Here is a 24,523-nt window from a genome sequence, read left to right as displayed (position 1 = left end):
CGGCACTTGCGTCTTCTGGTAGCACATCATCGTTACGTGGACCAGATACGATCTGTTTGATTTCACGAGCACCGATTTCAGAACGAAGCACGTCCGTCACTTTACGCTCAAGTAGTGCCTCTGCTGTTAGCGAGTTACCACCGCCTGTCGCGAGGTAGTAGCGACCAAAATCTTCAATACGCCACTTCACGTAGGTATCAATGATAACGTCTTTTTTCTCAGACGTTACGAAACGGTCTGCACGACCATCCATTGTTTGGATACGTGCATCAAGTTGTTTCACACGGTCAAACAAAGGCATCTTGAAATGCAGACCAGGCTCGTAAATTCGAGTGATGTCGTTATTGTCTTTCAAGACACGACCAAATCGAACCACGATACCGCGCTCACCTTCAGGAATCACAAACAAAGACATCAACATTAATGCCAGTGCGATTACCAGTACAGGGATCATTAACTTACGCATTCTTAGTATCTCCCTTGACGTGAACCTGTTGAACGAGACTGCGAGTTCGAAGTGTCTTCTTGTGTACGATCAGACTCAAGTTGAATTTGATCATAGGTTGAAGATGACTTCGATTTACGTTTGGTATCTGCTTTGCCCTCTTGTCCCGCCAACTTATCGATTGGAAGGTAAAGAAGATTGCCGCTTGATTCCGAGTCAATCAACACTTTCGAAGTACTTGAGTACACCTCTTCCATTGCGTCAATGTACAGACGATCACGCGTTACACCAGGCGCTGCTTGGTATTCTGGTAATAGTTTTTCGAACTGTGCTACCTGACCAAGAGCCTCGTTAGTGACACGCTCATTGTAACCTTGTGCTTCTTTCTTCAAACGCTCTGCTCGACCCGTTGCCTTAGGCAAGATTTCGTTCTTGTATGCTTCAGCTTCACGAATGAAACGCTCTTCATCCTCACGTGCTGCGATTGCATCATCAAACGCATCTTTCACTTGCTCTGGTGGACGAGCAGACTGGAAGTTCACATCAACAAGTACCAGACCCATATCATAGCTATCAATGATTTGGTTCAGTGTTTCTTGCGTAGTTTGACGAATTTGCTGACGACCACTGGTTAGAATGCTATCCATCAATGAGTCACCAATTACTGCACGTAGTGCAGAATCCGTTGCTTGACGCAAGCTGTCGTCTGCATTGGTTACACGGTACAAGTATTTGTATGGGTCAGTCACTCGGTACTGAACATCCATCGCAACTGTTACAACGTTTTCATCTTTAGTCAGCATTAGACCAGATGCACGTAGTGAACGAATCGCTTGTACGTTTACCGCTTCGTACTCATCAATAAAGCGAGGACGCCAGTTAAGACCTGGGTCTACGATACGATCGTATTTACCTAAACGCAGTACAACACCACGCTCTGCTTCACCGATGGTGTAAAAACCAGCGAAGAACCAAACTGCAACAGCAATCAGAGCAATCACGCCAAAGCCAATTGCACTACCACCACCGCCGCCGATTGGAGAACCACCGCCGCCTTTTTTACCAAACTTGCCGCCCAGCTTTTGACTCAGTTTGTTGAACACTTCATCTAAATCTGGCGGACCTTGATCTCGGCCACCAGGACGCTGGCCACCACGATTATTATTACCCCAAGGGTCATTATCGCGGCCATTGTTGCCGTTGTTATTTCCAGGCTCATTCCACGCCATTAGAAAGCTCCATCATTTGATATGACGTTATACTGTAGCAGTCCTTTAAGTGACTATAAAGCCAGTCAAAACTGCCCCTTCTCTTTTTTCAAGTCTAGACCAATCTACTTGCTGCATTCGAATATCGATCAACAAGTTACCATCCTGGTCATATTCCTCACGTTGAATACACTTCATTTGGAAGAAGGTACTACGGAATCGTCCTTGATACTGTGGAGGAATTCGCAACTGATGCTCGACCATTTGTGACGCCAGACGTTCCGTCAGCGCCTCAAACAGGACATCAATGCCCAACCCATCCATTGCTGAAACCCAAACTGCGCGAGGTACGCCTTCCTCGTCTCGTTCTATACGTGGTTTCTGCGAATCTAGATTGTCGATTTTGTTCATGACAACCAGAGTCGGCACTTCATGCGCGTCGATCTCTTCTAGTACTTCATGAACAGCTTGAATATTCTCACGAAAACGCTCATCACTGGCATCAACAACATGTAACAAAATGTCAGCTTCTTGCGTTTCCTGCAAGGTTGCCTTGAAGGCCGCAACCAAGTCGTGTGGCAAATGTCGAATAAAACCAACCGTGTCTGCCAAGATGGCAGGACCAACATCTGCTAACTCTATCTTACGTAAAGTCGGGTCCAAAGTAGCAAATAATTGATCAGCCGCGTACACGCCAGCTTCTGTAATACGGTTGAAGAGTGTCGACTTACCCGCGTTGGTGTAACCCACAAGTGAAACCGTTGGGATTTCAGCTCGATTTCGGGCGCGGCGTCCTTGTTCACGCTGCTTCGCTACTTTGTCTAAGCGTCGCAGGATGGCTTTGATTCTGTCACGCAATAAGCGACGGTCGGTTTCCAGCTGGGTTTCACCTGGGCCACGTAAACCGATACCACCTTTCTGCCTTTCAAGGTGCGTCCAACCACGAATCAAACGAGTAGAGATATGACGAAGTTGAGCCAGCTCTACCTGTAGCTTACCTTCGTGTGTTCGAGCTCGTTGAGCAAAGATATCGAGAATAAGACCAGTGCGGTCGAGAACTCGACATTGGCACAGTGCTTCGAGGTTACGTTCTTGGGCAGGAGAGAGGGCGTGATTAAAAATCACAATTTCGGCACCCGTTGATTGTACCGCTGTAGCAATCTCTTGGGCCTTACCCTCTCCGACATAATATTTCGGGTGTGGGGATTGACGACTACCAGTTACCACTTGTAGCGCCTCTACCCCAGCAGAAGAAACCAGCATTTCGAACTCAGCCAGATCTTCCCATTCACCTTCTTGCGTGAAGTTGATATGAACAAGTACGGCTCGCTCACCGGATTCATAACGGTCAAACAAGCAATCAACTCCTTATTTTAAAAATACTCGATGAAGAATTAATCTTCAGATTTCTCTTGTGGACGCTCACCTTGTGGACGTTCACCGCTGTGATGGCTCACTGGACGAGCCGGCACAACTGTTGAGATCGCGTGCTTGTACACCATTTGGTTAACAGTATTCTTCAGCAGGATCACAAATTGATCGAATGATTCGATCTGACCTTGTAGTTTAATACCATTCACAAGGTAGATAGATACCGGGATACGCTCACGACGTAGCGCGTTTAGAAATGGGTCTTGTAGAGATTGCCCCTTAGCCATTTTTATTTTCCTTATTTAATTTGTAGTTGTAATTATTTAGCTAGTGGTGCAATGCAAAAGATACGGCTTTTGCATCTGAGCTAAACGAATCAAAAATGCACTCTAAGTAATTAGCAGCATAGTATAAAAACCGCCAACAACAGATCCTTTGAGAGTGCGTTCACGCAAAAACGATCACATTATACACAGCTATGTCAATCAGATGCTATTGCTTCCGACATCGTTTCTAATGCCTGTTCAATGTTCTCGCTATCCAACCAAGTTAAATCATCCCAGCTGCGTAACCAGGTGATTTGACGCTTGGCCAATTGACGAGTCGCGCATACGCCACGAAATACCGCTTCGTCACGTGTACACTCCCCATCTAAATACTCCCACATCTGTCGGTAACCGACGCATCGTATGGAAGGAAGATCGGGGTGAAGATCTTTTCGCGAATGTAACGCTTTCATTTCTTCTTCAAAGCCCGCTTCCATCATCTTCTCGAAACGGAGTTCAATCCGACGGTGAAGTTCTGCCCTATCCTTGGGAGCTATTGCAAACTGCTTGACTCGGTATGGTAGGCTTTCACCTTTCGTTTGAGTCAATTCAGTCAAAGTTTTACCTGAAATGCGAAAAACTTCCAATGCCCGAGATAAACGTTGGGGATCATTGGGATGGATTCTCGCGGCTGACACAGGATCAACCTCTTTGAGTTCATCGTGCAACACTGACCAACCTTTAGTCAATGCCTCTTGTTCAATTTGCTGACGAATTTCAGGATTTGCAGCAGGAAGTGGTGATAAACCTTCAAGTAACGCCTTGTAATACAGCATTGTTCCACCCACAAGAAGTGGAATTTTTCCTTCTGCAACAATATCATCCATCGCTTTCAATGCATCTCGACGAAAGTCGGCGACAGAGTAAGATTCACTTGGATCCAAAATATCTATCAAGCGATGAGGCGCCAAACTTAACTCTTTTTCATCCGGTTTCGCCGTACCGATATCCATCCCTTTGTAGATCAAAGCAGAATCAACACTGATGATCTCAACCGGAAATTTTTGACGAAGACGAATCGCCAGCTCAGTTTTGCCTGATGCAGTTGGCCCCATTAAAAATAGCGCCAAAGGTAGTTTATCTGTCATGGTTTTAATTTGGCTATCGTGGCAGAGAAATCAACAGCGGATACGAATTTTGTATCTTCTAATGGCAATTGACCATGTCTTAGCTGTTCAAGTTCCGCAATAATTTGAATGGCTTCAGAAAAAGTATAGTGACTCTTCACTGTCGTGACCTGTAATGCGAGCCAATCTATCAACTCAGACAGCATCTGAGCCGCTGCTATACCTTCGTTCACACAAGATTGCGCGTAAGATAACAGATCTGGTACTAAATTTTGTAAGTTTTGTTGACGCAGCGGAGCTGGGACGCCCATCACCATTAAGGCGTGCTCGTTTCTCGCTTTCAATTGAATACCAAGCAATGCCAAATCTTGTTGATAATCTTGGGCCAGTCTCACTAATTCGGCCTCTAACTTAATAGATAGAGGAACAAGCAGAGGTTGTGCCTTGAGTGCACCATCGCTTGGAGAAAGCTGGCCTTTTACACGATAAAATTCTGCTCTAGGTAACGAGACTAACGCCGCCCCACTGTCACTGCTCATCAAAACAAATTGTTCATCGACCACCATCAGCGCTTTGCCTAATGCAGTAATCGATGGCATTGATGTGTGCGAAGTTATCGTGTGGGGCGCTATTGGAGTGACTGCCTGAGCCTCAAACTCTGGCGTTTTCAACAGCTCGTGATAAGCGCGTACTTCTTGTTTAGTTGGCGCTGGTTCTACGTGGCGCTCTTTACTGTGACTTGGCTTTGGTGCAGGTTTGGATTCCACCCAATCATTACGTTTGAATGACTCCACTACGCGCGCCTCTCGCACGGAGGTTTCACTAGGACCGCTATTACGAGGCTTCACTTCATAATCACTGCGTCCAGGATAAGCCGGTGTACTCTCTATCGCTTGATAAACCCGCTCTGGTACTGGTGAAGATGCTGGCTCTTGTACTTTTTCAGGCTCTGGCGAATGTTCAATCTCTTCGGACTCAGTCGGTTCCACGCGATGAAATGCCGATTCATTCACCTGTGGTTTATCAATCACGGCGCTTTGTGAAAGTGCATCCGTCAAAGCTTGATAGATGAAATCATGCACCAAACGAGCTTGGTGGAAACGCACTTCATGCTTAGCAGGGTGAACATTCACATCTACTTGGTGCGGATCTAGCTCAATAAAGAGCACATACGCAGCAAACTGATCTGGCTTTAAGCTCATTTCATAGCTTTGACGAATCGCGTGATTGATTAATTTGTCACGCATCATTCGGCCATTCACATAGCAATATTGTAAATCGCTTTGCTGCCTTGCTCCCTCTGGTGTGGTAATCCACCCATGTAACTTTAACCCTTGATGCTCAAGCTCGATTCTGAGCATATGCCGCACAAACGCGTTACCGCAGACAGCTGCAATACGTTTTTCGGTTTGAAGCTGATTTTTCGCCGCACGATATTGACGAATGATCTTGCCGTTGTGGCGCACATTGATGGTGACATCAAAGCGGCTTAACGCAATGCGTTTCAATAACTCATCAATATGAGCAAATTCGGTTTTCTCCGTACGAAGAAACTTGCGACGCGCTGGAGTATTAAAAAATAAGTCCAACACTTCAACAGTCGTGCCAATCGGGTGCGCTGCTGGCTTAAGCTTCACCTGCATATCACGCCCTTCGGAGTAAGCACTCCAAGCTTCTTCTTGTGCCGCAGGACGCGACGTGAGCGTCAAACGCGAGACTGAGCTAATACTGGCTAACGCTTCACCGCGAAAACCTAGACTCATAATGGCTTCGAGATCATCTAAGGTATGTATCTTAGATGTCGCATGACGACTGAGCGCTAAGCCGAGTTCATCTTTCGCGATACCTTTTCCGTTATCACGAACACGAATCAGCTTTGCGCCTCCTTTCTCGATATCGATATCGATTCGAGTTGCGCCAGAATCAAGACTATTTTCAACCAGCTCTTTAATCACAGAAGCAGGTCTTTCGACCACTTCCCCTGCGGCGATTTGGTTTGCAAGTCTGGCTGGCAAAATTTTAATCGTCATAATGAGTTAGAAGCTCACCTACTTGTTTGGAATGATCAGGACTTGCCCAACCGCTAGCTGATCAGAGCGTAAGTTATTCGCTTTACGAATGCTCGATACGCTAACGCCGTATTTGGACGCTATTTTGCCAAGGAACTCACCCCGAGAAACCTTGTGCTTACGAATCGGTTTATCTTTTACCGCGACCGTTATCTTCAACTTTTGCCCTACCCACAAGGTATCTGACTTCAAGTTATTCTCTCGGCGGATATCTGAAACCTTCACTTTATAGTGATTCGCAATCTTACCTAAGAACTCACCAGACTTAACCTTGTGCGTAATGGTTTCTGTCTCAACAGTAATCGGTTTACTTGGCACTTTAATCGTACCAGCAGAAGGAATGTTGAGCTTCTGACCAATTGCCAAGCCTGTCGACTTCAAGTTGTTTGCCGACATCAGCGCTTTAGAGCTAAGCCCATATTTGTTCGCGATCACCGATAATGACTCGCCACGCTTTACAATATGTACCATTGGCTTCGCTGAAGGCGAGAACACCGTACCCTCTGGTGGGTTATCTTTTAAGTACTTGACGACCGCCTTAGTGATAGCCTGAGCTAACTTATCTTGGTGCGCTCGTTGAAACAGTAAACGCTCTTCTGTTGGGTTAGAAATAAAGCCCGTTTCCACTAGCACAGACGGAATCTGTGGAGAGCGTAAAACCGCAAGGCTGGTGTTGATCGGTTTGGTGTTATGCAGGTGCGCAACACGTCCCATCTCACCTAGGATTTCTGTTGCCAGCTTATAACCTTCTTTTTGTGAATGACTAAACTGCAAGTCCAACAAAGTTTGGTTCACGTTACGATCTTTTGTCTTCGTGAAGAACGCATTACCCGAGCCGCCCAATAACTCAGACTGTTTCTCATGGTTCTCGACCCAACGAGCAATTTCGGTATTTGCACGACGAGTATTTAGTACGAAGACCGATCCACCGCGGGGCTTCGGTGAAGTAAACGCATCTGCGTGAATGGAGATCAGCAAGTGCGCATCATTTTCACGAGCAATCGCGACACGACGGTTTAAGTTTACAAAATAATCTCCCGTACGAGTCATGCGCGTTTTAATACCAGGAGTCGCATCGAGCTGAGCAGCAATTTTTCTTGAGATACTCAATACCGCATCTTTCTCGTACTTACGACGTGAAGGGCCAATAGAGCCAGGGTCTTCCCCACCGTGACCAGGGTCGATAACAATTAACACTTCTTGAGCTCGTTGAACTGAACTCATGTCTTTGCTGGCCGCCGCTGGCTTACTCGGTTTAGAGGTCGATGCCTTCTTACCGTGCGGTAAATCAATCACCAAGCGGTGACCATACTGCCCACCTGGTGTTGGGCTTAATTTAAATAATTCCGCTTGAACGCTCTTTTTTAGTTCAAACACCAAACGATAAGTGCCCTTCTCTGGAGGCGAGCTTTTTCGTACCAGTTTTAAAACAGGGCTATCCGTAACAGTAACAGGCAGTTTGGCCTGCATCGTCGTGCTTTTTAAATCCACGACAAGGCGATCCGGCCCTGATAAAGAGAAATAGGAATAGTCAGCTTCCGAGCCTAAATCGATGACAACACGTGTTTCATCAGGTGAAGGCCAAACTCGAAAACTCTTAACGACGTTAGCAAATGCTAAATTGGGGATGAGAAGGAGAAAAGTGGCGACAAACGTCGCCACTTTTCTAAAATTAGAAAAACTCAACATAGCTCCAATCGACTGAGTAACTGCATACCATAATCATTATTAGCTGTTAGTTCGGCTACACGTTGCTCACCTTGGTAGCGAATGTTTACATCAAGATCCGGTTGTGGCAGTAAGCCATGCCCTTTTTCAGGCCATTCAACCAAGCAAATCGCATCGTCTGTGAAATAGTCTCGAATCCCCATAAACTCAAGCTCTTCAGGATCCGCAAGACGATAAAGGTCGAAGTGATATACTTGCCACTGATCCAACTGGTACGGTTCGACTAGAGTATAAGTTGGACTTTTCACGTTACCTTGATGACCAAGAGCACGGACAAAACCACGACTAAAGGTTGTTTTACCTGCACCCAAATCACCATGCAGATAAATTGTGGTTTGCTGGGAACAAAGCTGAGCCAAAGCGGTGCCTAGTGCAACCGTTTCATGCTCATCTTTTAAATTGAATTGTTTCGTGCTCATTGATGCTTCTCTAACTAATGATCGTTGACTATATAAAAATCAAAAGAACAGGAATAGTAAACCGTGTTGGTTTTGAGAGACAAGCTTTCAAATGTCATATGTGCGAAAAAAGTATCCAATAAACGGTATCTTAATCATCTTAGTATCGACCTAGATTTAGAATATATGCAAATGACTTCAATAAGCAGTATTCACAACATCAAAAACGTACCTAACTGGGTAGCACCAAAGCCAGAGATCCGTTAAGATCCGCCCCCCTTTATTCCGGTGGTTAACATGAACTACGAACAACTCGCACAACAAATCAAAGTTTGGGGAAAAGAACTCGGCTTCCAAAAAGTTGGGATCTGCGACGTTGATCTGAGTGAACATGAAGCAGCACTACAAAAATGGCTTGATGCAGGCTATCACGGCTCAATGGATTGGATGGCTCGTCACGGTATGATGCGTGCTAGACCCCATGAGCTACTCCCGGGAACCGTTCGTGTTATCAGCGTCCGGATGGACTATCTGCCACCAGAGGCTCAATTCGCTTCAAACCTCGCGAATAAAAGTCATGCCTATATTAGCCGCTACGCACTAGGGCGTGATTATCACAAGCTCGTCAGAAAGCAGCTAAATAAACTCGGCAAACTTATTGAACAAGAGGTTGGTCAATATGGTTACCGACCTTTCGTTGATTCCGCACCAATATTAGAGCGACCTCTCGCCCAAAAAGCGGGCTTAGGTTGGACCGGGAAACATTCCCTGATTTTAGATCAAGACTGTGGATCGTGGTTCTTTTTAGGTGAACTACTTATCGACTTACCACTACCCGTAGATGAGCCAAGCGTTGATCAGTGCGGTAAATGCAAAGCATGCATTACATCATGCCCAACACAAGCCATCGTTGAAGACAAAGTTGTCGATGCCAGGCGTTGTATCTCTTATCTCACCATCGAGTTCGATGGCGTGATTCCTGAAGAGTTTCGGAAGCCAATGGGTAACCGCATTTATGGTTGTGACGACTGTCAATTGGTTTGCCCATGGAACCGCTACGCCGACATAACGGAGCAAGATGATTTCCACCGTCGTGACAGTTTCAAAAACCCTGACCTCGTCGACATGTTTAACTGGGATGAAGCGACTTTTCTAAAAAATATGGAAGGCTCCGCTATCCGTCGTATTGGTCATATACAGTGGCTACGTAACATCGCTGTCGCACTTGGTAATGCAGAATATAGTCAGCGAATCATAGATGCGCTGGAAAGTCGGCAAGGTGAAAATAAATTACTTGATGAGCACATTAAATGGGCTTTGACAGAGCAACTGAATCAACTCCCCACTGAGAGTAATTCATCTATAGAGACGAAAAAGCAACGCTTAATAAGGATAGTCGAGAAGGGACTGCCGAGAGACGCATAGAGCGTAGTCTATATGCAAGAGATTGAAAGTACTTTTGCATGTTCAATTCATGACCTTGTTCTCAATTTTGTAATGTGGAAAAAAATTTGAGATTCAAGAAAAACAAGCTAGCAGAAAAAAGTTAAACACAGCTCGGAGAAATGACTAGGATCAAAAAAATACCAGTTAATGATCGTATTTTAACGTACCCGATCCGACAAAAAACTTATTTTTTCTTTACATAACAGGTGCTTAGTTGATATTTCTTTGTTGTTTCCACTTCACTTTAGAGAAAAGATCTTTCTTCCCCATCATAAAAAGTCAAGCTAAAAACACTTTATCAACCAACTTATCCACAGAACGACGTATGTGGATAACTCTGTTAATTAAAGTAGATAAAACACGCGAAGCCTCATCATACTTGTACGTCAGCCGATTCATATCGTGTTTTAAACACAAACGAAATCGTCCGACATCATATGATGCGGATAAAAGTTTAGCTTTTGGGGATTCATGCTTCGCAGCATTATGAAAAGAGCGATGTGATTGGTTGCGAGAAGCAGGCGTTGAATCAAGCGGCGCATCCGTAGACGACTTAACAATTGTATACTAAATAAGTACTCAATCTATCGTCTTGTATTTGGTTGCGGGGGCCGGATTTGAACCGACGACCTTCGGGTTATGAGCCCGACGAGCTACCAAGCTGCTCCACCCCGCGTCCGAGTGCTTCATCTTCGTTGATGATGAAGGCTTTGCTTTCATTTATAAAAAGAAACTGGAGCGACACACGAGGTTCGAACTCGTGACCTCAACCTTGGCAAGGTTGCGCTCTACCAACTGAGCTAGTGTCGCATTTTGTCACCGTTGAGCACGATGAGGGCTATATATTGGAGCGACACACGAGGTTCGAACTCGTGACCTCAACCTTGGCAAGGTTGCGCTCTACCAACTGAGCTAGTGTCGCATATTAACAGCAGTCGCTATTAATGGAATTTGGTTGCGGGGGCCGGATTTGAACCGACGACCTTCGGGTTATGAGCCCGACGAGCTACCAAGCTGCTCCACCCCGCGTCCGTATTGTGTCACCGTTAAGTACCGTGAGAACTATAAAACTGGAGCGACACACGAGGTTCGAACTCGTGACCTCAACCTTGGCAAGGTTGCGCTCTACCAACTGAGCTAGTGTCGCATTGGTTGCGGGGGCCGGATTTGAACCGACGACCTTCGGGTTATGAGCCCGACGAGCTACCAAGCTGCTCCACCCCGCGTCCGTATTGTGTCACCGTTGAGTACCGTGAGAACTATAAAACTGGAGCGACACACGAGGTTCGAACTCGTGACCTCAACCTTGGCAAGGTTGCGCTCTACCAACTGAGCTAGTGTCGCATCAACAACGTTTCCGCTGTTTAGGGCTGCGAATTATAAGAGCATTTTTTTGTGATGCAAGTCCTTCCTTCAAAAAAACTTTATTTTTTTACTGAACGACGAAAAAGCAATCAAAAGCGATATAAATTACAACAATTTGGATCGCAACCTTAACAGTTAAATCTTGAAAATAGTACCTCGATAGTACTTAAGTTCTGCGATGGACTCACGAATGTCGTCCAAGGCCAAATGTGTTCCCTGTTTTGTGAACCCATTTAGCACCTCAGGTTGCCAGCGACGTGCTAGTTCTTTAAGAGTACTAACGTCAACATATCGGTAATGGAAGAACTCTTCCAACTCAGGCATATGCTTGTATAAAAAGCGACGATCCTGCCCAATGCTGTTACCACATATTGGCGAAGCTCCTTTCGGCACCCATTTTTCTAAAAATTCAATGGTTTGTGCGACTGCGTCTTGTTCTGAGATTTGACTGTTTCGAACGCGCTCCACCAAACCGCTTGCCGTATGCGTATTAGTGCACCAGTCGTCCATTTTCGCCAGTTCTTCTTCCGGCTGATGAATCGCTAACACTGGACCTTCAGCCAAAATATTTAGTTCGCTATCTGTGACAATAGAAGCAATTTCGATGATTTTGTGCGTTTCAGGATCAAGCCCTGTCATCTCTAAATCAACCCAAATTAGGTTTTGATCGCTAAAGGACATGGTTACGCCGCCTATTTGTTTATCGATAAAAGAGGTACTATACCTCAAAATACGAGAAACACGATACTCATACACGGAGCCAAGAGTACGGCTCAACCATTTGAGTAAATTCACATAAAGTACAGAATTGTGGCAAAGAAGAAAAAGTTAACCAAAGGTCAGGTGCGACGCGTACGTAGCAACCAACAAAAGCGTTTGAAGAAGCAAGAAGAGTCCATCCAGTGGGATGAAAACATGCTAGGCGCCAGCAAGCAAGGTCTCGTGATCACTCGTTTTGGTCAGCACGCGGACATTGAAGACCTTGAAACAGGCGAAATTCAACGCTGTAACCTCCGCCGTGGTATTGAGTCTCTAGTATCTGGCGATCGTGTTTTATGGCGCGAAGGATTGGAGTCTATGGCGGGCATCTCTGGTGTTGTTGAGGCGGTAGAACCTCGCTCTTCAGTGCTCACTCGTCCAGATTATTACGATGGCCTAAAACCCGTTGCAGCCAATATTGATCAAATGGTCATTGTCTCTTCGGTATTACCAGATCTATCGCTAAATATTATTGACCGCTATCTCGTTGCATCAGAAACACTGAATATTGCGCCATTGTTGGTCTTAAATAAGGTCGACCTTCTAGAAGCCGATGATCGTGCAATGTATGAAGAATGGCTCAAAGAATATGAACGTATTGGCTATAAAGTGCTTCTGGTCAGCAAGAAGTCTGGAGAAGGCATTGCTGAACTAGAAACCCTGCTGCGTGACCGAATTAATATCTTTGTTGGTCAATCAGGCGTAGGGAAATCCAGCTTAGTCAACGCGTTAATGCCGGAACTAGAGAGCGAAGTGGAAGAAGGCGAAGTCTCTGAGAACTCTGGCTTGGGCCAACACACCACGACGGCTGCACGTTTATACCACATTCCAACGGGTGGCGATTTGATCGACTCACCTGGAGTACGTGAATTTGGTCTTTGGCATTTGGAAGCAGAAGAAGTAACAAAAGCATTCGTTGAATTTCGACCATATTTAGGTGGTTGCAAGTTCCGAGATTGTAAACACAATGATGACCCAGGCTGCCTTCTACGTGAAGCTGTCGAGAACGGGGAAATTAACGAAACTCGCTTTGAAAACTATCATCGCATTTTGGAAAGCATGGTTGAAAATAAAGCAAATCGTCAGTATTCACGTAATAAAAAAGCCGATCTGTAATTGAGTTAAGGCTGTAACTGTGTAAAAAGTCTTCACCTAATACTGACAAGCAAATTAAATTTCAGTAACATCACGCGCCCTAAAGCGCGAATCTAACAGAAGTATCGGAATTAAAGATGGACAAGTTTAAAGTTGGACTGCAGTACTGGATCCCACAACACGGCCTCACTCGCCTAATGGGTAAACTGGCTTCAGCAAAAGCTGGCGGTCTAACAACAGCAGTTATTCGTTGGTTTATTAAACAATACAATGTGAATATGGATGAGGCAAAGCACTCAGATCCTAAGCATTTTAAAACGTTCAACGAGTTTTTCGTTCGTGAGCTAAAAGAAGGCGCACGCCCAATTTCTGAAGGCGAAAACGTCATCACTCATCCAGCCGACGCTTGTGTTAGCCAGTTTGGCCCTATTGAAGATGGTCAACTTATCCAAGCAAAAGGTCATCACTTCTCAGCACAAGAATTGCTGGGCGGTGACGCGAATTTAGCGGACGAATTTAAAGATGGTTCTTTTGCCACATTGTATCTATCTCCGCGCGATTACCACCGTGTACACATGCCATGTGACGGCACTCTGCGCCAAATGATTTACGTACCAGGTGACCTGTTCTCAGTAAACCCTCTGACAGCAGAAAACGTACCGAACCTATTTGCTCGTAACGAGCGTGTGGTGTGTATCTTCGATACTGAGTTTGGTCCAATGGCACAGGTGCTTGTTGGTGCGACAATTGTTGGTAGCATTGAGCAAGTATGGGCTGGCACTATCACTCCGCCTCGTGGAAACACTGTCTACAAATGGGATTACCCAGCAGAGGGTGACAAGGCCGTGATCTTGAAAAAAGGCGAAGAGATGGGCCGCTTCAAACTGGGTTCTACTGTTATTAACCTGTTTGCCAAAGACGCGATTGAGTTTGACGCAAGCATGGAAAACGGTAAGCCAACCGTTATGGGCACACCTTACGCCTTGAAAAATAAGTAAAACACCGTTAAAGAGCCCTTTATTAAGGGCTCTTTTTATTGATAAAAAGCAAAACTCCGTTCGAAATTTAGCCTCTATTTCTCAAACTCATACCTGCCTCTAAGACCCTCATTCCACAATCAATTATCCTGCGCTTAGAATGAATATTTAGAGGGGCAGCCAATGCCAAAGATGAGTGTAAACACGTTGGCGAAATTGCTGGTGTGCTTTTTAATTCCGCTCGGTGTTTTGATGATGCCGATCGATGCTATTCCTATTGACGATCTCACTTTAATTCAGCATCGCCTGTTAGCTATTTTTCTTCTTGCTGCCCTACTTTGGGTTCTCGAGCCGGTTCCCGTTTTTGCTACGTCCATTCTTATTATCGCTCTTGAACTGATCATGATATCGGATAAAGGTTTGCATCTATTTCGCAATCCACCAGCGGGGCATGATTTAGGAGAGTTAATTGCTTACACCGATATTTTCTCAGCCTTCTCTTCACCGATCATTATTCTTTTTATGGGTGGTTTTGCTCTTGCGATTGCGGCTTCCAAATACGAGCTCGACAACAACCTCGCCCGAGTACTATTAAAACCATTCGGCACCCAACCTAAGTTAATCATGCTGGGCTTGATGTTAATTACCGCCGTTTTTTCAATGTTTATGTCCAATACTGCCACGACCGTGATGATGCTAGCCCTGCTTGGCCCCATCGTCGCTTCAGCACCTAAAGGGGATTTAGGCATTAAAGCACTGGTGTTGTGTATTCCAATTGCCGCGAATACAGGCGGCATTGCGACTCCGATAGGCACGCCACCTAATGCGATAGCGCTTCAATATCTCACTGGAGAAAACGCGATAGACTTCCTATCGTGGATGACAATGGGTCTACCATTTGTGTTGGTACAACTTACTGTAGCTTGGTTCTTGTTGCAAAAGCTGTTTCCGTCTAGCGAACCAGAAATGAAACTAAAGCTAGATGGTACATTCAAAAGGAGCTGGCGTGCGATCGTCGTCTACATCACTTTTGCACTAACCATTGTGCTTTGGATGACAACGAAAGTGCATGGCATGAATACATACGTTGTCGCGATTATCCCACTAGCAGTGTTCACGTTAACGGGCATTATGGGAAAAGAAGAGCTCAAGCTGATTAACTGGGATGTTTTATGGCTGGTTGCCGGTGGTATAGCAATTGGCATTGCCTTAGACAAAACGGGCTTAGCCGAAGCATTAGCGCACGCCATTGATTACAGCCTGCTATCACCATTTGCCGTTGTTTTAGCCCTATCAGTAGTGTGTTGGTTAATGGCGAACTTTATGTCTAATACCGCAACAGCAAACTTATTGATGCCTATTGCTGCCGCTATTGGTACATCCATGCCAAGCCTTATTGCGGTTGGTGGCCTACAAGGTTTACTGGTTGTCGTCGCCTTCTCCGCATCACTTGGCATGATCTTACCGGTTTCCACACCACCAAACTCTTTGGCTTATTCAACAGGCCTCATCGAGAGCAAAGACATGGCGAAAGTAGGCCTGATTCTCGGTTTGATTGGTCTACTTATCGTGTATGGCGCAGTTTTGGTGCTGTTTTAATCGAAGAGCTCCATGAAAAAGCGTGTTGTCATGGAGCTGCTCTCCAGCTACTGCCCTTACAGAGCGGCTTTTACATCCCATAAATTTCGTGCATATTAAGACTCCTCTACTCTACAAGGACGTCGACACATCATGGGTTACGAATGGCTTGCTTTATGCGCCGCTTTTCTGTGGGCAGTTTCTAGCCTAATTTCGGTCATTCCTGCACAACACCTAGGCGCATTTTCTTACAGCCGCTGGCGTATGGGCTGCACAGCCGTGATCTTATCAACAATGGCCTGGATAACTGGCGGCTGGTTAACGGTTTCTTGGGAACATGTAACGCCAATGATGGCCTCAGGACTGATTGGTATTTTTATTGGTGATACCGCTCTATTCGCGTGTTTGAATCGTATGGGGCCAAGACAGGCCGGGTTACTCTTCTCTTGCCACGCCGTGTTCTCTGCCATCTTGGGCTACTTCTTATTTAGCGAAGTCATGACCACAATAGAACTACTGGGCGCATCATTGGTATTTAGCGGCGTGGTGATGGCGATATTCTTTGGCCGAAGAGGTCAAGTGAATAACGTCTTGGAAGACATTAAAGGTAACATCTGGGTAGGTATTGGACTTGGCTTAACCGCAGCAATGTGCCAAGCATTGGGAGGCATTATCGCCAAGCCAGTAATGCAAACCAGTATTGACCCAGTTGCGGCTTCTGCTATTCGAATGATCAGTGCCTTTTTCGCCCACAGCATGTTGTTAGTTCTAGGGGTCAAAGTCGCTCGCTCGACGCAACACATTACTTGGCGCGTATTTGGTATTACTGCCCTTAATGGTTTCTTGGCGATGGCCGTCGGCATGACGCTAATCTTATACGCACTGCAAGAAGGAAATGTAGGTATGGTTGCCCTTCTATCTTCAACCACGCCAATTATGTTGCTACCACTGCTCTGGATTTACACTAAACGCCGACCAAACCGATTTGCATGGTTGGGCGCAGCCCTAGCTGTGATTGGTGCTGGCATTTTGGTTCAGTAACCTTACAGACCAGCCCTTACTGCCAGATACAAAAAAGCCCGAGTTTAAACTCGGGCTTTTGTCATTCGGAGCCGTTAGTTAATTATTTAACTAGTACTTCACCCGTCATTTCTGCTGGGATTTCTAGACCAGCTAGAGAAAGCATGGTTGGTGCAAGGTCAGACAGTTTACCGCCTTCTTTGAATTCAACCGCTTTGTCACCTACATAGATTAGAGGTACTGGTAGGTTAGTATGAGCAGTGTGGATGCCGCCAGTTTCAGGGTCGATCATCATTTCTGCATTACCGTGGTCCGCAGTGATCAATAGTTGACCGCCAACTTCTTTGATTGCTTCAACCACTTTACCCACACTTTCATCTAGAGCTTCGATTGCTTTCTCAGCCGCTTCATAAACGCCAGTGTGACCAACCATATCTGCGTTCGGGTAGTTACAGATGATGGTATCGAACTTACCAGACTTGATAGCCGCAACCATCTTATCTGTTAGTTCTGGAGAGCTCATTTCAGGCTGCATGTCGTACGTTGCAACTTTTGGTGAAGCAACCAACTGACGCTCTTCGCCTTCGAATTCGTTCTCAACACCACCGTTGAAGAAGAAAGTCACGTGTGCGTATTTCTCTGTTTCAGAGATACGTAGCTGAGTTTGACCTTGTTTAGATAGCCACTCACCGTAAGTGTTTTCTAGAGACGCAGGTGGGAATGCGATAGCTAGAGGGATATCAGCCGCGTATTGAGTCAGCATCACAAAGTTAATTGCTGGGAATGCTGCACGCTCAAAGCCGTCAAATGCAGGAACGAATGCACGAGTGATTTGACGTGCACGGTCAGCACGGTAGTTCATGAAGATAACCGCATCGCCATCTTGCATGATTGCCTCTTCTTGACCTTCCGCTTTGATAGCTGTTGCTTTAACGAATTCGTCGTTTTCTTCACGAGCGTAAGCCGCTTCTAGACCTGCAACTGCCGTTTCTGCTGTGAACTCAGCTTTAGCTTGAGTTAGAAGATCGTAAGCAACTTGGACGCGATCCCAGTTGTTGTCACGGTCCATTGCGTAGTAACGACCTACTAGAGAAGCAACGCGGCCTTTACCTAGTTTCGCAAATAGATCTTGGAAACGTTGTAGTGAGTTTTCAGCACTACGTGGTGGTGTGTCACGGCCGTCTAGGAAGCAGTGTAGGTAGATTTTCTCTGCGCCACGCGCCGCTGCCATTTCAACTGCTGCGTAAATGTGGTCTTCGTGAGAGTGAACACCGCCTGGAGACATCAGGCCCATGATGTGTACTGCTTTTTCAGCTTTCACAGCAGAGTCGATTGCTTCAACTAGCGCAGGCGTTTGTTCGAACTCACCATCAGCAATTGATTTAGTGATACGAGTCAGGTCTTGGTATACAACGCGGCCTGCACCAATGTTAGTGTGACCAACTTCAGAGTTACCCATTTGACCATCAGGAAGGCCAACATCCATGCCTGAAGCAGAGATTAATGTGTGTGGGTTATTCGCAATCAGAGCATCCATTACTGGTGTTTTCGCATTCGCAATTGCGTTACTTGCTGTGTCTTCACGGTAACCGTAACCGTCAAGGATAACTAGAGCCAGTGGCTTCTTAGCTGACATAGTGATGACCTCATCAAATTTAAGTAACTTTTGGCGTAGGGCCTCGCTGCCCTATCTAACCTTGAAACAAAACTAGCGTAATTTTACTACACTTTTTAACCAAAACTGTAGGTTAAGATCAAATAATGTTTGCGATTTATTGTTGCTATCTTACAAGTTAAGCGAACAACGAGTCAGTGCCGACAATCGTGTTCCACAAGCATAGTCATTTCTAATACGCTTTGTACACCCCAGTCTAAGTTCGGTTTTCTTACGCTTCTCATTCTTATTTTTGCACTTGAAACAGCGCTAATTTAAAGCAACATCAAACAAGATGGATTAATACCTATTGTTCTCTTTTCTCAGTAAAACAGAAGTCACTTAAACCGATAAGTCCAATAGGCAAAAGCAATCAAGCTACCAGAGCAAAATGTACGGATAGTAAGGGCATAAAGGGTTTATAGAGATCTCAATTATTCGTTAGAAAATTTTAACCCTCTCGCCTAAGAGCCGTAACCTCGCTATACTCCTGCTTTATTTTTCCGCCAACAGCGTAAGAGCTCAAGACATGCAAGAGTACATTGAATTTTTCCAACAGAACATGATTCTATCTTTGGTTTGGGTAGGTCTTCTTGTCGCCTTTATCATGAACATCGTGAAGTCAGCGACAGCCGCATACAAAGAAATCAACGTAAACCAACTGACTCATCTTATGAACCGTGAAAACGGCGTTGTAGTGGATATCCGTACCAAAGACGAGTTCAAAAAAGGTCATATCACCGACTCACTTCACATTTTACCGTCAGACATCAAAGCGGGTAACTTGGGTAGCCTTGAAAACCACAAATCAGACCCAATCATTGTTGTATGTAAGACAGGACAGACCGCTCAAGAAAGCGCAAACCTACTAGTAAAAGCTGGCTTCGAAAACGTGAGCCTACTAAAAAATGGTTTGATTGCGTGGAACGAAGCGAACCTGCCGTTAGTTCGCGGTAAGAAGTAGGAACGTGGCAAGAACGAAAGTTCGCGTTTAAACGCGCTTTTACCAAGCCTCGCGGACAAAAAACTGAGCAAATTGAAAGCAGTTGGAGCACTAAGTTGTGACGCTTTGCACGTAATACACGCTTCATCTAGTCAAGGTAGATTGGCTCAGTTAGTCTCAGGACATACCAGTTTTCTGAGCTTAGACGTTTCTAGGCTCAACAAATATTGATTTAAGGATTAAAAAATGGCTGAAGCAGCACCTCAAGACGCACAACAAAACTTCGCAATTCAACGCATCTTCCTAAAAGACGTTTCTTTTGAAGCGCCGAACTCTCCAGTAATTTTCCAGAAAGAGTGGAACCCAGACGTTAAACTAGACCTAGACACTCAAAGCCGTGAGCTTGGTGAAGGCGTTTACGAAGTTGTTCTACGCCTAACCGTTACTGTGAAGAACGAAGAAGAGACTGCGTTCCTATGTGAAGTTCAACAAGGTGGTATCTTCACTGCTGAACAAATGGAAGCTGGTCAACTTGCACATTGCCTAGGCGCATTCTGCCCGAACATCCTATTCCCATACGCTCGTGAAACTATCTCAAGCCTAGTCGTTAAAGGTACGTTCCCTCAACTGAACCTAGCGCCAGTAAACTTTGACGCGCTATTCATGAACTACCTACAACAGCAAGCTCAACAAGGCGAAGCTGAAGCGTAATTCACGTTTTATAAGTGACGAATAGCCACAGTGCTGACGTCACCGACTCAAATAAAATGCACAGAGCGTCTACCATTCGATGCAATGTGCATTTTTTATTTCTGACAAAAGTTCCTAGTTCCTAATCGCCAGAAGGCGTAAAATTTGACGATTAGGAACTAGATTCTACTAGTAGCAAGACAATTAGGCGGTAGCATGACACAAGCAAATACAAACAATGCTTACGGTAAAGACATCGCAATGACTGTGATTGGCGCAGGCTCATACGGCACCTCTTTGGCAATCTCACTCGCTCGTAACGGCGCGAACGTTGTCCTTTGGGGACACGAGCCAGAGCACATGGCTCGCCTAGAAGCAGACCGAGCTAACCATGCCTTTTTACCAGGTGTTGATTTCCCTGAAAGCTTGATCATTGAATCGGATTTAGAAAAAGCCGTTCAAGCAAGCCGAGATTTGTTGGTTGTGGTTCCAAGCCATGTCTTTGGCATCGTGCTAAACAGCTGTAAACCATTCTTGCGCGAAGACTCTCGCATCTGTTGGGCAACCAAAGGGCTTGAACCTGAAACGGGGCGCCTGCTGAAAGACGTCGCTTATGACATTATCGGTGAAAACTACTCACTAGCAGTATTGTCTGGCCCAACGTTTGCGAAAGAGCTCGCAATGGGTATGCCGACTGCAATCTCTGTTGCGTCTCCAGATTCTGAATTTGTTGCGGATCTACAAGAAAAAATCCACTGTAGCAAAACCTTCCGCGTATACGCCAATAGTGACTTTATTGGTATGCAATTGGGCGGCGCTGTGAAAAACGTTATTGCGATTGGTGCGGGTATGTCTGATGGTATCGGTTTTGGCGCCAATGCTCGTACCGCATTAATTACTCGTGGCTTGGCTGAAATGAGTCGCCTTGGTGCTGCGCTGGGTGCACAGCCAGAAACCTTTATGGGCATGGCGGGTTTAGGCGATCTTGTCCTGACATGTACCGATAACCAATCACGTAACCGACGCTTTGGCTTGGCATTAGGCCAAGGTAAAGACGTTGATACGGCTCAAGAAGAAATTGGTCAAGTGGTTGAGGGTTACCGCAATACAAAAGAAGTATGGCTACTTTCTCAACGTATGGGTGTTGAGATGCCGATAGTTGATCAAATTTATCAAGTATTGTATCAAGGAAAAGATGCGCGCTTAGCAGCGCAAGATTTACTTGCTCGTGACAAAAAAGCCGAAGGAAAGTAGCAATCTACCGCCCTTTGCAGCTCATCTGAGAAAAATTGAAGTTGTCGGGTCACGGAAGAACCACTCTGGATATTGAGAATGAAACACTGCGAAAAACAAAAAGTCTGGAACAAAATTGTCTCAGAAGCCCGTGAAATGTCAGAACAAGAGCCTATGCTGGCGAGCTTCTATCATGCCACCATTATCAAGCATGAAAGTTTGTGTGCCGCTCTGAGTTATATTCTGGCTAACAAATTGAACACCGCTTCCATGCCAGCGATGGCTGTGCGTGAAGTGGTTGAAGAAGCCTTTGCGGCTGATCCAACCATCACTGACGGCGCGGCTTGTGATATTTGTGCCACGGTCAATCGCGACCCTGCTGTTTCAATGTACTCAATGCCATTGCTGTACCTAAAAGGCTATCACGCACTGCAAGGCTACCGAGTAGCAAACTGGCTGTGGAAGCAAGGTCGTCACGCTCTTGCGACTTACCTACAAAATCAGATTTCGGTAGCATGTCAGGTCGATATTCACCCTGCAGCACGCATTGGTAGTGGTATCATGCTCGACCATGCAACAGGCATCGTGATTGGTGAAACTGCCGTGGTCGAAAACGACGTGTCTATACTGCAAGATGTCACCCTTGGTGGTACTGGTAAAGAATGCGGTGATCGTCACCCGAAAATTCGCGAAGGCGTAATGATCGGAGCTGGTGCAAAGATTCTTGGCAATATCGAAGTCGGTGAAGGCGCGAAAATCGGATCTTGCTCTGTGGTATTGCAAGCCGTGCCTCCTCACACAACGGTGGCTGGCGTGCCTGCAAAAATCGTCGGACGTCCAAAAACGGACAAACCCTCTCTCGATATGGATCAAGGCTTTAACGGCAAGTCGCAAAGCTTTATCCATGGAGATGGTATTTAATCGTCAACAAACCTTTTTGACAACAACGTGGTAGGTAACTCTCAAGTGCGAAAACAAAATCACCCTGTTCTACGCTCGGCTATTTTATTAACTTGTGCTTTATCTGCCACTTATCCCATTACCTCCTCTGCTGTGAGTCAGCAAGAGCTCAAAGGCGTATCCAGTGAGATAAGCCGTCAGCGCAAATCGCTCTCTTCCCAAGAAAAGCAGCTCAATGAGTTACAGAAATCACTAAAAGATCAAGAGCTTGGTATTTCTAAGCTTGAGCGTGAAATACGACAAACCAAGTCTAACCTCGCACAAGCAGACAAAAACATAGAAAACCTGGAAGAGAAAATTGCCTTGCAAGAAGCACAGCGTCAAGAGCAAGAAGAAGAACTCAAACAGCTGCTGCAAACGTATTACGTAACCGAGCGAGCGAAGGCCAATGGTCACTTGTTAAATCAAGGTGTGGAAGAAGACCGCATGAGCCAATACTTCCAGCATTTAGCTAAAGCACGTGCTGAAGTGATTGATGCGATCACCAAAATAACCCAAGAATTAGCGCACAACAAAAACCAGCTCGAGCTAGAAAAAGAGCAAATCGAGACTCTGCTCAAGCAGCAATCCGAAAAACGTACAGCGCTAGCGAGTACACAATCCAAGCGTAAGCAAACCCTGAATAAAATTCAGAGCAGTATCAAGAATGACAAACGCTACTTAGCCGAGCTGCAACGCAACGAAACCCGTTTAAAAGCAGAGATCGCCAAAGCAGCGAAGCGTAATGCGGTGCCAATGGACGGACTCGGCAAACAGCGCGGTAAGTTGCCTTGGCCACTCAAAGGCAGTGTGTTACACAACTTTGGTACGCGACAAACTGGGCAGATAAACTGGAAGGGTATGGTGTTGTCTGCCAACTATGGTCAACAAGTGAAAGCCGTTTATCCTGGTACTGTCGTATTTGCTGAGTATCTGCGCGGATACGGTTTAGTGGTACTGCTCGACCACGGCAAAGGTGACATGACCCTCTATGGTTACAACCAAGCCTTAACTAAAAAAGAAGGCGACCGAGTCACCGCCGGCGAAGTGATTGCTCTCGCGGGTGATACAGGTGGTCAAGACAGACCATCGCTGTACTTTGAAATTCGTCGTAATAGTGAAGCGCAGAATCCGAAATCTTGGTTAAAACGCTGATTATCTGACTCATAGACTTATAATAAAAAGGGAGCCACTCGGCTCCTTTTTTGTATTCATATTTTGGAAAATGCTATGCGTAGTAGGTTTCTACCGCATCAATAAAAGCATTCACATCATCTTTGCTTAACGCGTTGATTCCTGCCGCCGCCTCTCGCCCCCCACCTGTCGGGAACTGACCACACACGGCAACGGCACCTTGTTTATTGTTTAATGGGGCGCGGAGTGAAACCGTATAAGTACCATCTGCATTTTCAGTAAGTACCGCATGCGCAGAGTCAGGGGTTTGGTTTGCTAGCCAGTTGCCATAAACACCACTGATTCGGCGTGATGCCGCCGTGTTTGGTAACTCAAACAACTTCAGCTTACCACTCTCATGCATGGCAGGCACTGCGAGAGCCGCCTCCATGTCTTGTTGGTAAGCCGATTGCAATTGGTAGTATGGCGAGGCCGTATCTTCAATAGCTTCAAATGGTGACGTGTACTTCAGCAAAGCTCGGTACAGCTCCGCAGGGTGAAAGTGTAAATCTTCGACCTTCGATCCGTAGCCGTTGTAGTTAATTAAAGTACCCAGCTCTTTTAGCTGCTCTTTCTGTTGCTGCAACAAGCCCGCGTTATTCGCTAACTCATCGGCTTTAGCAATCATGTTATCGCCATAAGCCGCCGTAATCGCCCAGTCATGAAAACGCCCATCAAGCAACTTATCGACAATCAACGCCGTGCACATGTTGGCATCGAGATCGATGTGCGCATCCAAATTACCATGCTGAGGAATGTCGCCCGCTTTGTGATGATCGGCGTAAAAGACGTGCGCGCCTTGAGCCAAAGCTTGCTCTAGACCTGCCATGTTCTTTTCCATCGAAATGTCTAACACAGTCAGCTCATCACCCGCTTGCACGTCTACTTTTTCCACCAGCTTGATGTCGCGCTTTACACCGGTTATTAACTGGGCATCGACAGGATCAGCCAAACGCAATTGTAGAAGAGCAATGATGCCATCAGCATCACCATTAAAAATGTCGTAATTCATGGGGCGATAGTTCCTTTATCGAGAATC

Annotated in this window: 21 protein-coding genes and 7 tRNA genes; 10 read left to right on the top strand and 18 right to left on the bottom strand. The window is 45.8% G+C overall.

Going from position 1 to position 24,523, the window contains the following annotated elements; translation table 11 throughout:
- The 8 genes from hflC to tsaE form a co-directional block, all read right to left on the bottom strand.
- Positions 1-466, bottom strand: a 466-nt coding sequence (gene hflC, locus IQP38_RS26390; protein WP_228010050.1) for a protease modulator HflC, incomplete at its 3' end; no start/stop codon positions are given.
- A gap of 2 nt (positions 467-468) precedes the next feature.
- Positions 469-1,674 (bottom strand): FtsH protease activity modulator HflK, encoded by a 1,206-nt coding sequence (gene hflK / locus IQP38_RS11620; RefSeq protein WP_005381381.1) that lies wholly within the window; start codon positions 1,672-1,674, stop codon positions 469-471.
- Positions 1,675-1,719: 45 nt separating this feature from the next.
- Positions 1,720-3,009 carry a ribosome rescue GTPase HflX gene (gene hflX / locus IQP38_RS11615; RefSeq protein ID WP_005381380.1) on the bottom strand — a complete coding sequence of 430 codons (1,290 nt, stop codon included), beginning with the start codon at positions 3,007-3,009 and terminating at the stop codon, positions 1,720-1,722.
- Positions 3,010-3,047: 38 nt separating this feature from the next.
- Entirely contained in the window at positions 3,048-3,311 is a 264-nt protein-coding gene (gene hfq, locus IQP38_RS11610) for an RNA chaperone Hfq (protein ID WP_005381379.1), read from the bottom strand.
- A gap of 194 nt (positions 3,312-3,505) precedes the next feature.
- A complete protein-coding gene (miaA, locus tag IQP38_RS11605) occupies positions 3,506-4,438 on the bottom strand; it encodes a tRNA (adenosine(37)-N6)-dimethylallyltransferase MiaA (protein WP_005395375.1) in 933 nt (310 codons plus the stop codon).
- Entirely contained in the window at positions 4,435-6,447 is a 2,013-nt protein-coding gene (gene mutL, locus IQP38_RS11600) for a DNA mismatch repair endonuclease MutL (protein ID WP_193837594.1), read from the bottom strand. The genes miaA and mutL overlap by 4 nt, the downstream gene beginning before the upstream one ends.
- Before the next feature lie 18 nt (positions 6,448-6,465).
- Entirely contained in the window at positions 6,466-8,175 is a 1,710-nt protein-coding gene (locus tag IQP38_RS11595; protein ID WP_193837593.1) for an N-acetylmuramoyl-L-alanine amidase, read from the bottom strand.
- Complete coding sequence (gene tsaE, locus IQP38_RS11590; RefSeq protein WP_193837592.1) at positions 8,169-8,633, bottom strand: tRNA (adenosine(37)-N6)-threonylcarbamoyltransferase complex ATPase subunit type 1 TsaE; 465 nt, start codon at positions 8,631-8,633, stop codon at positions 8,169-8,171. Before tsaE ends, IQP38_RS11595 begins: the two co-directional genes overlap by 7 nt.
- Before the next feature lie 276 nt (positions 8,634-8,909).
- Between tsaE and queG the strand changes: the two genes are divergently transcribed.
- On the top strand, positions 8,910-10,037 hold the full coding sequence (gene queG, locus IQP38_RS11585) for a tRNA epoxyqueuosine(34) reductase QueG (protein ID WP_005381370.1): 1,128 nt from the start codon (positions 8,910-8,912) through the stop codon (positions 10,035-10,037).
- 620 nt (positions 10,038-10,657) lie between these two features.
- Here queG and IQP38_RS11580 read toward each other — a convergent pair.
- The 8 genes from IQP38_RS11580 to orn all read right to left on the bottom strand — a co-directional run bounded on the left by IQP38_RS11580 (position 10,658) and on the right by orn (position 12,104).
- Positions 10,658-10,734, bottom strand: a tRNA-Met gene (locus tag IQP38_RS11580).
- 58 nt (positions 10,735-10,792) lie between these two features.
- Positions 10,793-10,868, bottom strand: a tRNA-Gly gene (locus IQP38_RS11575).
- A 36-nt stretch (positions 10,869-10,904) separates the two neighbouring features.
- Positions 10,905-10,980, bottom strand: a tRNA-Gly gene (locus tag IQP38_RS11570).
- Between the two features lie 30 nt (positions 10,981-11,010).
- Positions 11,011-11,087: transfer RNA gene (locus IQP38_RS11565), tRNA-Met, on the bottom strand.
- Between the two features lie 42 nt (positions 11,088-11,129).
- A tRNA-Gly gene (locus IQP38_RS11560) sits at positions 11,130-11,205 on the bottom strand.
- A gap of 2 nt (positions 11,206-11,207) precedes the next feature.
- A tRNA-Met gene (locus IQP38_RS11555) sits at positions 11,208-11,284 on the bottom strand.
- A gap of 42 nt (positions 11,285-11,326) precedes the next feature.
- Positions 11,327-11,402, bottom strand: a tRNA-Gly gene (locus IQP38_RS11550).
- Between the two features lie 156 nt (positions 11,403-11,558).
- On the bottom strand, positions 11,559-12,104 hold the full coding sequence (orn, locus tag IQP38_RS11545) for an oligoribonuclease (protein ID WP_017635574.1): 546 nt from the start codon (positions 12,102-12,104) through the stop codon (positions 11,559-11,561).
- 129 nt (positions 12,105-12,233) lie between these two features.
- On the opposite strand from orn, the gene rsgA reads away from it, so the two are divergent.
- The 4 genes from rsgA (at position 12,234) to IQP38_RS11525 (ending at position 16,873) form a co-directional block, all read left to right on the top strand.
- On the top strand, positions 12,234-13,298 hold the full coding sequence (rsgA, locus tag IQP38_RS11540; protein WP_193837591.1) for a small ribosomal subunit biogenesis GTPase RsgA: 1,065 nt from the start codon (positions 12,234-12,236) through the stop codon (positions 13,296-13,298).
- Positions 13,299-13,414: 116 nt separating this feature from the next.
- Positions 13,415-14,275, top strand: coding sequence for an archaetidylserine decarboxylase (gene asd / locus IQP38_RS11535; RefSeq protein WP_193837590.1), 861 nt, complete (start codon positions 13,415-13,417; stop codon positions 14,273-14,275).
- Between the two features lie 162 nt (positions 14,276-14,437).
- Entirely contained in the window at positions 14,438-15,853 is a 1,416-nt protein-coding gene (locus IQP38_RS11530) for an SLC13 family permease (RefSeq protein WP_193837589.1), read from the top strand.
- A 132-nt stretch (positions 15,854-15,985) separates the two neighbouring features.
- A complete protein-coding gene (locus IQP38_RS11525) occupies positions 15,986-16,873 on the top strand; it encodes a DMT family transporter (RefSeq protein WP_005381469.1) in 888 nt (295 codons plus the stop codon).
- An 82-nt stretch (positions 16,874-16,955) separates the two neighbouring features.
- Here the strand turns inward: IQP38_RS11525 and gpmM are convergent, their stop codons facing one another.
- Complete coding sequence (gene gpmM, locus IQP38_RS11520; protein ID WP_193837588.1) at positions 16,956-18,488, bottom strand: 2,3-bisphosphoglycerate-independent phosphoglycerate mutase; 1,533 nt, start codon at positions 18,486-18,488, stop codon at positions 16,956-16,958.
- 547 nt (positions 18,489-19,035) lie between these two features.
- Between gpmM and IQP38_RS11515 the strand changes: the two genes are divergently transcribed.
- The 5 genes from IQP38_RS11515 to IQP38_RS11495 all read left to right on the top strand — a co-directional run bounded on the left by IQP38_RS11515 (position 19,036) and on the right by IQP38_RS11495 (position 23,466).
- Entirely contained in the window at positions 19,036-19,470 is a 435-nt protein-coding gene (locus tag IQP38_RS11515; protein ID WP_005386415.1) for a rhodanese-like domain-containing protein, read from the top strand.
- A gap of 225 nt (positions 19,471-19,695) precedes the next feature.
- Positions 19,696-20,160: a protein-export chaperone SecB gene (gene secB, locus IQP38_RS11510; protein WP_005386410.1), complete on the top strand. Its 465-nt coding sequence runs from the start codon at positions 19,696-19,698 to the stop codon at positions 20,158-20,160.
- A 195-nt stretch (positions 20,161-20,355) separates the two neighbouring features.
- A complete protein-coding gene (gene gpsA / locus IQP38_RS11505; RefSeq protein ID WP_005381474.1) occupies positions 20,356-21,393 on the top strand; it encodes an NAD(P)H-dependent glycerol-3-phosphate dehydrogenase in 1,038 nt (345 codons plus the stop codon).
- Positions 21,394-21,471: 78 nt separating this feature from the next.
- Positions 21,472-22,293, top strand: coding sequence for a serine O-acetyltransferase (gene cysE, locus IQP38_RS11500; protein WP_005381475.1), 822 nt, complete (start codon positions 21,472-21,474; stop codon positions 22,291-22,293).
- A gap of 27 nt (positions 22,294-22,320) precedes the next feature.
- Complete coding sequence (locus tag IQP38_RS11495; RefSeq protein WP_193837587.1) at positions 22,321-23,466, top strand: murein hydrolase activator EnvC family protein; 1,146 nt, start codon at positions 22,321-22,323, stop codon at positions 23,464-23,466.
- A 73-nt stretch (positions 23,467-23,539) separates the two neighbouring features.
- Here IQP38_RS11495 and IQP38_RS11490 read toward each other — a convergent pair whose 3' ends face one another.
- A complete protein-coding gene (locus IQP38_RS11490) occupies positions 23,540-24,496 on the bottom strand; it encodes an acetyltransferase (protein ID WP_017821834.1) in 957 nt (318 codons plus the stop codon).
- Positions 24,497-24,523: the final 27 nt, after the last annotated feature.

Source organism: Vibrio sp. OPT41 (assembly GCF_015163595.1).
GTDB classification, from domain to species: domain Bacteria; phylum Pseudomonadota; class Gammaproteobacteria; order Enterobacterales; family Vibrionaceae; genus Vibrio; species Vibrio alginolyticus.
Note: the sequence above shows the minus strand (reverse complement) of the source record. Positions and strands in the feature narration are given on the sequence as shown.